This window comes from Humidesulfovibrio sp., assembly GCF_031082295.1.
GTDB lineage: Bacteria > Desulfobacterota > Desulfovibrionia > Desulfovibrionales > Desulfovibrionaceae > Humidesulfovibrio.
This window is the reverse complement of the sequence record NZ_JAVHLD010000001.1, coordinates 109,102-121,227: the sequence shown is the minus strand read 5'-3', so window position 1 is coordinate 121,227 and position 12,126 is coordinate 109,102. Positions and strand designations below refer to the sequence as shown.

10 protein-coding genes are annotated in these 12,126 nt (G+C 63.6%); 2 read left to right on the top strand and 8 right to left on the bottom strand.

The window, feature by feature from the left end; all coding sequences use genetic code 11:
- Window positions 1-342 precede the first annotated feature (342 nt).
- Window positions 343-567: a TraR/DksA C4-type zinc finger protein gene (locus RDU24_RS00535; protein WP_308733767.1), complete on the bottom strand. Its 225-nt coding sequence runs from the start codon at window positions 565-567 to the stop codon at window positions 343-345.
- A gap of 99 nt (window positions 568-666) precedes the next feature.
- Complete coding sequence (locus RDU24_RS00530; protein ID WP_308733766.1) at window positions 667-1,140, bottom strand: hypothetical protein; 474 nt, start codon at window positions 1,138-1,140, stop codon at window positions 667-669.
- Window positions 1,141-1,457: 317 nt separating this feature from the next.
- On the opposite strand from RDU24_RS00530, the gene RDU24_RS00525 reads away from it, so the two are divergent.
- Both RDU24_RS00525 and RDU24_RS00520 read left to right on the top strand, forming a co-directional pair.
- Window positions 1,458-4,196 carry a PAS domain S-box protein gene (locus tag RDU24_RS00525; protein WP_308733765.1) on the top strand — a complete coding sequence of 913 codons (2,739 nt, stop codon included), beginning with the start codon at window positions 1,458-1,460 and terminating at the stop codon, window positions 4,194-4,196.
- Between the two features lie 48 nt (window positions 4,197-4,244).
- Complete coding sequence (locus RDU24_RS00520; RefSeq protein ID WP_308733764.1) at window positions 4,245-7,637, top strand: PocR ligand-binding domain-containing protein; 3,393 nt, start codon at window positions 4,245-4,247, stop codon at window positions 7,635-7,637.
- Between the two features lie 3 nt (window positions 7,638-7,640).
- Here the strand turns inward: RDU24_RS00520 and RDU24_RS00515 are convergent, their stop codons facing one another.
- The 6 genes from RDU24_RS00515 to RDU24_RS00490 all read right to left on the bottom strand — a co-directional run bounded on the left by RDU24_RS00515 (window position 7,641) and on the right by RDU24_RS00490 (window position 12,020).
- The gene (locus RDU24_RS00515; protein ID WP_308733763.1) at window positions 7,641-8,519 is read right to left on the bottom strand and encodes an AraC family transcriptional regulator; all 879 of its coding nucleotides are present in this window, start codon (window positions 8,517-8,519) and stop codon (window positions 7,641-7,643) included.
- A 52-nt stretch (window positions 8,520-8,571) separates the two neighbouring features.
- Window positions 8,572-8,964, bottom strand: a complete 393-nt coding sequence (locus RDU24_RS00510; protein ID WP_308733762.1) for a cupin domain-containing protein — start codon at window positions 8,962-8,964, stop codon at window positions 8,572-8,574.
- Between the two features lie 93 nt (window positions 8,965-9,057).
- The gene (gene folD, locus RDU24_RS00505; RefSeq protein ID WP_308733761.1) at window positions 9,058-9,918 is read right to left on the bottom strand and encodes a bifunctional methylenetetrahydrofolate dehydrogenase/methenyltetrahydrofolate cyclohydrolase FolD; all 861 of its coding nucleotides are present in this window, start codon (window positions 9,916-9,918) and stop codon (window positions 9,058-9,060) included.
- Window positions 9,919-10,025: 107 nt separating this feature from the next.
- Window positions 10,026-10,634 carry an OmpA family protein gene (locus tag RDU24_RS00500; RefSeq protein ID WP_308733760.1) on the bottom strand — a complete coding sequence of 203 codons (609 nt, stop codon included), beginning with the start codon at window positions 10,632-10,634 and terminating at the stop codon, window positions 10,026-10,028.
- A gap of 1 nt (window position 10,635) precedes the next feature.
- Window positions 10,636-11,160 (bottom strand): FecR family protein, encoded by a 525-nt coding sequence (locus RDU24_RS00495; protein ID WP_308733759.1) that lies wholly within the window; start codon window positions 11,158-11,160, stop codon window positions 10,636-10,638.
- 50 nt (window positions 11,161-11,210) lie between these two features.
- On the bottom strand, window positions 11,211-12,020 hold the full coding sequence (locus RDU24_RS00490) for a prepilin peptidase (RefSeq protein WP_308733758.1): 810 nt from the start codon (window positions 12,018-12,020) through the stop codon (window positions 11,211-11,213).
- Between the last annotated feature and the right edge of the window lie 106 nt (window positions 12,021-12,126).

Below are 12,126 nucleotides of genomic sequence, written 5' to 3'. Positions count from 1 at the left end.
CCATGAACACTCCACCTCAGCCAATGTACTTTTACATGCCGAGTAGAGTTGTCTTAAGTATATAATCACCTCGTACAGGTTATGCAAGGATTTTTGAAATAATTTTCTTTTGTAGATACAGGAGCTTCAGGTTTAATTTTGTCTTGATATGTCAGCGAGCGCGATGTTGGTCGGAATAATGGCGGATTATGGGCGATGCCAAAGATTGCGGGCATGTGGGTTGCTGCGAGGCGGGAGAGGAGCCGACGGAGCGTCCCAGGTCCCCTGGCGTGGGGTGGAACGTGTCGCTTGAGAGGCGTCGGCAGACGCTGCGGATGGCCTAGAATATCAAAAAAAAGCAGGCTAGTTGGGCTGTACGTCGGCTTCTTCCTGGCATCCGACGCAGCGCGTCGCCTTCGGGAGCTTGTCCAGCCTCGCGGGGGCTATGGGTTCCTCGCAGTCCACGCAGTGCACGACCCCGTCAATGACCAGTTGGGGCTCTTCCGGTCCGGCGTCCTGCCAGTTGGCCAGGGAATTCTCCAGAAAAGCGGCCTGGAGCCGCTGTGCTTCATCGATGGCATCGCTCATGGCCAAACCTCGGTGCATTGTGTGTGGACGCGCAGGAGGATTCCACCGCGGGCGCGGAGCCTGGCGTCAGGCGCGCAATGTGGCAGCTTCGGGCAGCTGCTATTTCCAGCCGCCGCCGCGTTTGGAGGAGTAGATGATGCGATTGGACTTCTCGGCCACGGGCTCGAAGGAGCCTTTGCGGCAGGCTTCGGCGCTTTGGCCCACGCTTTCCATGACAAGCTCCTTGTACACGATGTCGCCCACGAAATAGCGGGGATCGTGCTTGGCGCGGTGCACCCGGAAGACGACCTCGCCCAGGTCGATGGCCTTGTAACTGGCGTGGTACAGGCCGTCGGAGGCCTTGCGGATCTGCATGCTGTGCTTGCCGCCGATGATGTTGGCGTTCATGCGCTCCACCTGCTGGCGGGCGAACTGGGTGAAACGCTGGTGCTCGCGGGCCAGTTCTCTGTCCATGTGCTCCGGCGCGTCGGTCGTGGCGGCAGAAAGCTGTGGCCCGGAGGCGGACTCGGCAGCCTGGGCGGGCAGGGTGGAGAGCAGCAGGCAGACTGCGAGCAGTAAGACGATGGTGCGCATGGTCGGGCGAGCTCCGGTACAGGTTTCTATGCGCGGGTTTAGTAGCCACGCCTCGGCCAGCATGTCAATGCGTCCTGGGGGCGAAGGCCGTGACCGTATACCGTCTGTTGGACCTCTGGCCAGCTGTGGCATCGCTGAGCCGGACCTGTTTGCGCCACCGGTGGGCGAACGCTAGAGCTCCTTATGGATTTGATCTTTCCATTCAGGCCTAAAAACATCGTTTGCATCTGGACATCTTCGTTATGGATGGTGTAATTGAGAAAGTATACTCCAATGGTCTATTGTGGTCATAAATGGTCTGAATTGGCGAGGAAGTGATGGCTCCTTCACGGCTAGACCTTGAGGACTTGCACGCGGTGGATGGCTGCTCCTCCTCCTCGGCATCTGCGTCCAAGACCATCGCAGCCTATCAAGTCTTTCTCGACGACTGCCCCGAGCCAATGCAGATCACCGACCCCAGTGGCGTTATTCGCGCTGTAAGCCGTTGTTATTGTGAGGAATCTGGATATGCTCGAGAAGAGCTTGTCGGGCGGAACATTCGTGACTTCAATTTCTATGTCGACATCCGCCAGCGCGACCAACTCTTCGCCCAGCTGAAGGAGCACGGGCAGGTACGCGAGTTCGAGGTGCGTTTGCGCACGCGAAAACTTGGTGAATTCGCCGCGATCGTCTCGGCTTCCCTCATAGCGGTTGATGGCGAAATCCTGGTCCTGAGCTCAATCCGCAACGTCAGCGAGATGTCCGCCGCCCAGGAAGCGCTGCGCAAAAGCGAAGAGTTGCTGCGCGGCGCCTTCCAGGCGAGCCTCGATCCCATCACGCTTTCCAAGACCGATGGCGAGTTCGTGGAGGTCAACGAGGCCTTCTGCGAGCAGAGCGGCTTCAGCCGCGACGAAGCGCTGGGCCGAACGGCCCATGACCTGGGCCTGTGGCTCTACGGCCATCAACGCGACTCCTTCATGGGCGTACTGTCGGTGCACGGGGCGGTGCGCGCCTTTGAGGCCGACATGGTCGATCGCAACGGGCGTGTTCGCCGTTGCATGCTTTCCGCGCGCATCACCATCGTCGGCGGCGTGGCCATGGTGCTCACCGTCACCAAGGACATCAGCAAGCTCATGGAGGTTGAGGACGCCTTGCGCAGGAGCGAGGAGTTCTTCCGCACCCTGATGCATGATGGCGTGGATCCGGTGGGCCTGGCCGAGCTGAATGGAACATTTGTGGAAGTCAACGACGCCTTCGTTGAGCTGACCGGCTACCCTCGCGAGGAAATCCTCGGCAAGAACGCAACGCAGCTTGGCTTGTGGACCGACCTCGGCAATCGAAACGAAATGCGAGAGTTGATGTCGGCGCATGGCGCGGTGCACAACTACGCCCTGACCGTGAGGCGAAAGGATGGCTCCCTGCGGCATTGCCTTCTCTCCGGGCGCAGGCTCGTCATCGGCGGGCGCGAGCTTCTTTACTCCTCCACCAAGGACATCACGGAGCTCAAGCGCGCCGAGCAGGCACGCCGGGCTGGCGAGAACCGCCTGCGCATGCTGGTTGAGACCGCTTCCGAGGGGGTCATGCTGGTGGACGCAGAGGGGCGAATCTCCTTCGTCAACGCGCGCATGTGCGAGCTGTTGGGGCTGCCGCAAGAACGGGTAGTGGGGCACGGCACAGAGGAGTTCGACATCCCTTCGACCATCGCGGGTGCCTGTCAGTCGCCCGATGGACCGCGCAGATCCTCGCGAGACGTGCACTTGACCCGCCCAGACGGCACCCGTTGCTGGGTCATCATGAACGATACGCCCCTTTTCGAGGAGGACGGCAGCTGCTCGGGCGCTGTGGGCCTGTTCTCGGACATCACCGAGCGCAAGAAGATGGAAGAGGACCTTGTGCAGGCCTTGAGCCGCGCAGAGGCAGCCGACAAGGCCAAGAGCGAGTTCCTGGCCAATATGAGCCACGAGATCCGCACCCCACTGAACGGAATGCTCGGCATGCTTCAGCTGCTGCAACTTGAGATCGGCGGCAAGGATGACAACAACTATGTCACCATGGCCGTGCGGGCAGGGCACCGGCTGCTGTCGCTGCTGAACGACGTGCTCGACTTTTCCAGAATGAACGCTGGCCATGTTTCGCTGCGCTCGGCGCCTTTCAGCATGTCCGAGCTGTTTGATTCCGTCACGTCCATCTTCCACGCCTCTTGCGCGGCCAAAAGGCTGGTTTTGTCCTGCGTTCTGCACCCCGGCGTTCCGTCCACTCTCGTTGGCGACGAAGCGCGGTTGCGGCAGATCCTGTTCAATCTCGTCGGCAACGCCGTAAAGTTCACCAACTCCGGTAGCGTTCGGGTGGAGGCTTGGACCAAGCCAAGCCTGAAGCACGGGCCAGGGAAAGTGCGGCTCTACCTGTCTGTGACCGACAGCGGGATCGGCATCCCGGACGACAAGATATCGTATGTTTTCGGCAGGTTCACCCAGAATGACGGAACATTCACGCGAGAATATGAGGGCGCCGGGCTGGGTCTGGCCATCGTCAAGCGCATCGTAACGCTCATGCAGGGAGGGATTTCCGTTGAAAGCGAGGTGGGCCACGGCACCACCATGCACCTGCATGTGCTGCTGGATACAATGCGCCAACAGCCCGAGTCGGCGCAACCCGCCGCAAGCGATTCCCAGGACGAGCAGATACTGCCTTTACGCATCCTGTTGGCCGAGGATGACATCACCAGCCAGTTGGCCATGCGGGTCATGCTGGGGAAAATGGGGCATCACGTCGACACTGTGGAAACAGGGCGCCAGGCGGTGGCTGCCTTGCAGGCGGAGGACTTCGACTGCATCCTCATGGACATCCAGATGCCTGACATGGACGGCGTGGAAGCCACGCGCCTCATCCGGACATTGCCCGTGCTTTCGCACAAGGCGCACATCCCGATCATAGCGATCACGGCGTATGCCATGAGTGGCGATCGCGAAAAGTTCCTGGCCGCTGGGCTTGACGGGCATGTGCCCAAGCCTGTGGAACTGGAACAGTTGAAGAAGATTTTGCATTTGATCGGCACCAAGAGTCTGAAAGCAGTGTGAGTTGGCCTGCGGGTAGACCGTGTGGCCGTCTGAAATGAGGAGCAGCAAGTGCAGAAGCACGAACATGATGCCGGAACGGACGCTGCGGTTGACGCTGTGGTTGACTTCCGGGACATCTTCGACCTGGAATACATCCAGACAATTCAAGATGCCTTTGCCAAGGCAACTGGCGTTGCGTCCATCATCACGCGTACGGATGGCACCCCGCTGACCCGCCCGAGCAATTTCTGCCGCCTGTGCATTGAGGTCATCCGCAACACGGAAACTGGTCGCCAGAACTGCTACAAGTCCGACGCCTCGCTTGGGAGATACAACCCCGCCGGCCCCACCATCCAGCCCTGTCTCTCCGGCGGGCTCTGGGATGCCGGAGCCAGCATCACCGTTGGTGGCCGCCACATCGCCAACTGGCTCATCGGCCAGGTGCGCAACGAGCGCCAGGACGATGCCCGCATGCTCGCCTACGCCGAGGAAATCGGCGCGGACAAGGACGAGTTCATGCAGGCCCTGTCCGAGGTGCCTTTCATGAGCGCGGAGCAGTTCCAGAACGTGGCCGAGGCGCTCTTTGTTCTGGCCAATGAAATATCCGAGAAGGCTTACCAGAATCAGCAACTGGTCAAGACCGTCCGCGAGCGGGAGGAGGCTGTGCTCGCCTTGGCCAAGAACCGCCGCGTCCTTGAATCCGTCATGAACACCGTGCCGCAGTCCATCTTCTGGAAGGACACGGAGAGCGTTTACCAGGGCTGCAACAAGGCCTTCGCCACGGCTGCGGGCTTGAGCGACACCGCCATGATCGTGGGCAAGACCGACTTCGACCTGCCTTGGCAACGGAAAGAGTCCGAATCCTATCGTGCGGACGACAAGCTCATCATAGCCAGTGGCCGGGGCAAGCACCGCTACTTGGAAACGCAGTTGCAGAGCGACGGCAAGCAACGCTGGGTTGAGACAAGCAAGCTGCCCATGAGCGATGACGACGGGCGCATCGTCGGCGTCATGGGCATTTACGAGGACATCACCCAGCGCCGCAATGCGGAAGAGGCCGTGGCGCGGGAGCGCCGGTTCACCGACGCCGTCATCGACAGCGTGCCGGGCCTGCTTTACCTTTATGATGACAACGGGCGGCTCATCCGATGGAACAAGCGGCATGAGGCCATCACCGGCTACAGCGCCGAAGAGCTTTCCAGGATGCGCCTGCTTGACTGGTACAAGGGTGACCCGGAGAGCCTGAAACGCATCAGCCAGGCCATTGAGCAAGTCTGGCGTGATGGCTACGCCGCTGTCGAGGCCGAGCTCCAGACCAAGCATGGCGAGAGGATCCCTTTCTATTTCACGGCGGTGCGCCTTGAGATCGACGGGCGGACCTACTTCACGGGCGTCGGCATAGACATCGCCGTGCGCAAGCGGTCGGAGCAGGCCCTGGCCAACGAGCGCCGAATGCTTACAAACCTTATCGAGGGCACAAGCGACGCCGTGTACCTGAAGAATCTTGAGGGCCGCTACCTGCGGGCCAATGCCGAGGTGGCCCGCACCACGGGCCTGAGTGTCGACAAGATTCTGGGCCGCGATGACACCGCCCTGTTCCCCGAGGAGGAGGCGCGGCTGGTCATGGCCCAGGATCGGGCGGTCATGGAGGGCGGGGTGGTGCGCACATACGAGGAGAACGTCACCACCACGGATGGCAAGCGCACTTTCTGGTCCACCAAAGGCCCCCTGTTCGACAGCGATGGCAAGGTCATCGGCCTGTTTGGCATCGCCCGTGACATCACCGAACGCAAGCGCACCGAGGAAACCCTGAACTTCCTGGTGAGTTGTGGCGCGGATTCAGCGGCCGGTTGCGCGGGCGAAGAGTTTTTCCGCTCCCTGGCCCGCTACCTCGGCCAGACCCTGGACATGGACTACATCTGCATCGACCGTTTGGAGCCGGACGGGGCCTACGCCCAGACGGTGGCCGTGTACTTCGATGGCAGGCAGCTGGACAACGTGCGCTACGCCCTGGCGGACACTCCCTGCGGCGAACTCGTTGCCAACAGCGTCTGCTTCTACCCTGATGGCGTCCGGCGGAAGTTTCCCCACGATCAAGCCCTGCAGGAAATGGAAGCCGAAGGCTATGCCGGGACAATCCTTTGGGACCACAAGGGGCGCGCCATCGGCCTCATCGCGGTCATCAGCCGCCGTCCCATGCCGGACCGCGGCCCGCTGGAGTCCATGCTGAGGCTGGTCGGGGTACGCGCCGCCGCCGAGCTGGAGCGCCTGGACGCCCAGGTCCAGCTCATCGCCTCCAAGGAGGCGGCCGAGGCCGCTAACCGCGCCAAGAGCGAATTCCTGGCCAACATGAGCCACGAGATACGCACGCCGCTCAACGGTGTGCTGGGCATGCTGCACCTGCTCATGTCGGCCAACCTGGAAGGCGAACTGGGCGACTACGCGGCCAAGGCTTTCGACGCCTCCTCGCGCCTGCTGTTGCTCTTGAACGACATCCTGGACTTTTCCCGTATCGAGGCGGGCGCGGTCACCCTTGAGGAAAAGCCCTTCAGCCTTTCGGAGTTGCTCCGTTCAGTGCACCAGGTCTTTGAGCTGAGCTGTCAGCGGAAGGGGCTGATCTTCGCCCTGGACGTCGATGCCTCGGTGCCGGAGTATCTGGTGGGCGACGAGGCGCGTATCCGGCAGATATTGTTCAATCTAGTGGGCAACGCCATCAAGTTCACCAATATCGGCGAAGTGCGCGTTTCCGCCTGGGGCCGCACCGCTGCCCAGTACCCAGGCCAGGTTTGGCTGCATCTCTCCGTGTCCGACACGGGCATCGGCATCCCTGACGACAAGCTCGGCCAGGTTTTTGAGCGCTTTTCCCAGGTGGATGGGACGTACACCCGCCAGTATGAGGGGGCGGGCCTCGGGCTGACCATCATCAAGCGCATCGTGGACCTGATGCATGGCGACCTGACCGTTGAGAGTGAAGTTGGCAAGGGCACCACCATGCACCTGACCTTGTCCCTGGCGGTTGCGGAAGGCGTTGCACCAAGGCACAGGCCGGTTACCGGATCGACAATGCCTCTCTCGTCGCTCAGGCTCCTGCTGGCCGAGGACGAACCCATCGGCAAGCTGGCCTTGACGGTCATGTTGACGCGCATGGGCCACACCGTGACCTCGGTGGAAAACGGCAAGGAGGCGGTGGAGGCCCTCAAGTTCGGGGACTTCGACTGCGTGCTCATGGACATCCAGATGCCGGTGATGGACGGTGTGCAGGCCACCAGGCTCATACGCACCTCGCCCGATCTGGCTCAAAAGGCCGATATTCCCATCATCGCCCTCACGGCCTACGCCATGAGCGGGGATCGCGAGCGGTTCCTCGCCGCGGGGCTTGACGGACATGTGGCCAAGCCCGTGCAGGTGCACGAGTTGCAGCAGGCCTTGCAGCAGGCCTGTGGATTGGCGAGCAAGCCTTAGCCGCTAGGCGTGCCGGTGCGCCCGGGCGTACTGCGCCGGGCTCAGGCCCACGCAGCGGGCGAAATGTCGGGTCATGTGGGCCTGATCGCAGAAGCCCGCGTCAAGCGCCGCCTCGCTCAAGGAGGCTCCGCCGCGCAACAGCTCCTTGGCCCGGCGCAGCCGCAGGTGCGTCTGATAGGCGTGGGGGGGCAGCCCCACCACCCGCGTGAAGGCCCGGTGCAGAGCAAACATGCCCACGCCGCAGGCCTCGGCCAGTTCGGAGAGGTCCATTCCTTCAGGAAATCCTTCGTCAATGCGCGCTCGCGCCACGTGGACCATTTCCGCCAGCTTGTCCGCTCCGGCCATCCCCGCCAAGGGCTTGGCTGGCGGGGGCGCATTGCCGCCGGTGCCGCACAGTCCGATCAGCCGCTCCAGGCACACCGCCAGCAGGGACTGGCGTTCCAAGGCGCCTGCCGGGCGAGTCATGGCCTCGGCCAGGCGCAGCAGCGCCTCGACCAGGGCGGGATCGTCCGTTCGCACCGGGACTGGGAGCGGCAAAGGCATGCCCCAGCGCGTCAGCTTCGAGAGTTCCGGCGGCAACGCCTCCGTGCGGATCGAGAGCGCCAGGTACGAACAGCACCCAGGCTTGTCGTCGTACTTGTCGTCGTACTTGTCGTTGAACTTGCCGTTGAAGTTGTCGTTGAAGCAGTCGCCGGGAGTGGCGGGCGCGCAGGCGTGGGCCAGGCCCGGCGCGAGGACGAAGGCCGTGTCCGGTGGCACCAGAAACTCGGTCCCGCCCACGTCGATGCGCCTTGTCCCGGCTGTGACCACGCCCAGCACGAGGGAGTCATGCACATGGCGCGGCTGGACAGCGCCGGATGCCTTGGCGACGGTCAGGGTCACGCCGGGCAGTTTGTCCGCGCAGTGGAGCCGGACGCCCTGCCCGGTGTTTCGGCTAGAGAAGCGCGGGTGCGAACTTGGCGAGGATGTAGAGCTCTGTTTCGGCATCGGCCCTCACGCTGTGCTTCACGCCGGGCGGAATGAGCCCGCAGGCGCCAGGCTGGTACACGACCTCTTTCGCCCCAAGGGAGCAGCGGCCGCTGCCCAGAAGCACTTCGTGCAGTTCGACGCTGCCGTCGTGGGTGTGGGCCGCAAGCTCGGCCCCGGCGTCGATGCGCACCAAGTGCGTGCTCAAGGCCCCGGCGGTGTCGGCCCCGGTGACGAGGTGCCGGAGCGCGACCCCGGCAAAGCGCGGGTGCGGGTTCCAGGGCAGGGCGGAAATATCCCGTTCGCCGTCAGGCCGGGCCAGGTGCCCGGTCCCCACAATGGTCTTCAGGTCCATGTCCATGCGAGTCCTCCATTGGTTTCAGGTTGGCGTGAGCCGCCTGAATGCCAAAGGTATGCGCGCTGGTCTTGGACGTTCTTGCAGCCCGGGCGGTTGCTACGCCGCGGTGTGCTCCTTGAAGGCCTGCACCGTGTTCTTGAGCAGCATGGCGATGGTCATGGGGCCGATGCCGCCGGGAACGGGCGTCATGGCGCTGGCCGTGGCGCAGAGGTATTCGAAGTCGCAGTCGCCCACGAGGCCTTCCTCCACACGGTTGATGCCGACGTCGACCACAACCGCGCCGGGTTTGACCATGTCGCAGGTGACGAACTTGGGCTTGCCGATGGCCGCGAACACGAAGTCGGCGCGCTTGCACTGTTCGGTCAGGTCCGGGGTGCGCGAGTGGCACAGCGTCACCGTGGCGTCGCCGAAGCGGCCCGGCTGTGAGAGCATGATGGAGAGGGGGCGCCCCACGATGTTGCTGCGGCCCACCACCACGGCGTGCTTGCCCTGGGTGGGCAGGTCGTAGCGCCGCAAAAGCTCTATGACTCCGGCCGGGGTGCACGGGGCAAAGCCCGGCAGGCCCTGGGCGAGCCTGCCCATGTTCTGGGGATGGAAGCCGTCCACGTCCTTGTCCGGGGCGATGCGTTCCAGAAGCGCGCGGCTGTCGAGCCCGCCCGGCACCGGCAACTGCAGCAGGATGCCGTCCACCAGCACATCGGCGTTGAGGCTGGCGATGAGCGCCTCCAACTCCGCCTGAGTGGTGCTGGCGGGCAAAACGTGGGGGAACGAGGCGATGCCCACCTCGGCGCAGGCGCGCTCCTTGTTGCGAACGTAGACCTGGGAGGCCGGGTCCTGGCCCACGAGAATGACGGCCAGACCGGGCGCGCGGCCTTGGGCTGCGGTGATTTCGGCCACCTCGACCTTGAGTTCGGAGCGAATGGACTGGGCCGTGGCTTTGCCGTCGAGCAGGATCATGGAGCCTCCTTGGGTGCGTGAAAAAGTGCCGGGCGCGTTCATGCGTCCGAGAGGCGGCAATCTAGGTCAAAGCGTTGCCGTTGTCGAGGAGTGGGAAAGCCCTCTCCTCAGCGGATGGTGATCTCCACGCGGCGGTTCTTTGGTTCGTGCGGGTTGGAGCTTTCAACCAGCGGGTTGCTCGACCCGTGTGAAGTGACGTCAAAGATGTCCGGGGCCAGGCCGTCCTTGACCAGCATCTTGCGCACGGCCTCGGCGCGCCTGCGCGAGAGCTCGATGTTGAATGACTCTTCCCCGGCCTTGCTGGCGTGGCCCACCACGGAAATGTCGCGCGACTGGCGCTCTTTTGCCGTTGCCAGAACCTTGGGCAGGTCGGCCTTGGACTCCGGCGTCAGCTGCACGCCATCGCTCAAGAAGTACAGGATGTAGCGGACGGCCTTGGTGGGCAGGGCGCGCTGCGCCGGGCCGAAGAGCTGGGCCTGTTCCTCGGCGCTCAAAACTTCAGGCGCGCTGGGTGCTGCCTTCGGAGCTATGCGCGTGGCAGTTCCCGCCTGGGTCAGGGTCTGGCTGCCCTGGGCGTTCGAGACCACCACGGAACCCACGTGGCCGTCGGGATCGGGCAGCAGAAGGACAACGTTTCTGCTTTTCCCGCAGGCGGTTACACTCAAGACGCACAACAGGAAAAAGAGCGGCAGCGCGAGGCTTCTTGAGGCGCGCATGCTAGCGTCCTCCTGCTTCGGTCGGTGCCGGTTCGGTCGGTGCCGCCTCGGCTCCCTCTTCAACATTGACCAGGAAGTGCGTGCCCCGGATGCCGATGGTGGAGGTGGGGGTGTGGATCTGCATTGCCTTCGGCGAAAGCTTGGCGATCTCCCCGGTGACGACAGCAGAGGAGCCCTTGGCGACACGCAGGATGGACGCCAGGGCGCCCTTTTCGGGAGCGAAGAGGAAGCGCTCCACCACGAGCTTTGTGTTCGGGCCAAGCGAAAGCAGCGAATTGTCGCGCATGATGAGGCCCAGGGTCTCGGTAGCGCCCGTGGTCAGCACGTCTTTTTCATAAATGCGCTGCCCGGGCGCAAGGGGCTTTGGCGCTGCGGCGCCCCTGGTCACCATGGGATGTCCCTCAATGGATTTGACGCTGCCGACGGGGTTATCGGGCTCCGACGCAAGGGCGAAACCGGAAGAGAGGGCCAGGGCGACCGTTAGGAAAAGAACGCGAAAGGGTGCTCGCAGATAGTAATTGTTCATAACAATCCTCCACTATCGTGAACTTATGGAAATGTGCGTGGAGTGTCAAATCAGGCGAGGGCCGCACCGAGCCACCAGCGCAGGAATTGCGGCCCAAGCAGAAGGTAGGCCGCGGCCCCGGCGCAGAGAAACGGACCGAAGGGCAGGGCGGTGCGCAGGCCTTCGCCTTCTCCGCGCCGCGCGGCGCTTCGTGCCGCAACGACCCCCACGGGCAGGGCCAGCACAGCCCCGGCGAAGAGCGTCAGCGGCACGGCGACAGGGCCGAGCAGAGCGCCCACGAGCAGCATAAGCTTGGCGTCGCCCAGGCCCATGCCGTCCTCACCCCGGATGCGCCGGTAGGCCCAGGCGATGAACCACAGCCCGCCGCCGCCCGCCAGCGCGCCCCAAAGCGCCGACTGCCAGCCGATGCCCAGGGTGTGCGCGCGCGGCAGCAGGGTGGAGACGAGCAAGGCCGCCACCGCGCCGGGCAGGGTCAGTACATCCGGCAGCAGGAACGTCTCCAGGTCGATGAGCGAGAGCACGAGCAGCAGCGTGCCGAATCCCACGGCAACGAGGAAATGCCAGCCCGGCCCGAACACGGCCGCCGCAGCCAGGGCGAAGCCTGCGCTCAACAGCTCCGACAGGGGATAGCGCAGCGGGATTGCGGCCTTGCAGAAACGGCAGCGCCCGCCCTGGAAAAGCCAGCCCAGCAGCGGGATGTTCTCGCGCCAGGACAGGGTGTGGCCGCAGGCCGGGCAGAAGGACCGCGCAGGGCTCATGACGCTGCCCTCATGCGCCAGCCGGTGCCCGGCGCAGGTGGCGAAGCTGCCGAGGATCAGGCCAAGCGCGGCGGCGAGCGGTTCGAACAGGGGCAGGTCCACAGGCTATGCTCTCCACAGGCAGGTGTTATGGCGTGTTCACCGGGTGTCCAGGCTTGAAGATCAGGCGAATCTGCTGCATGATGCAATAAGCCGTGCAGAATGCGCC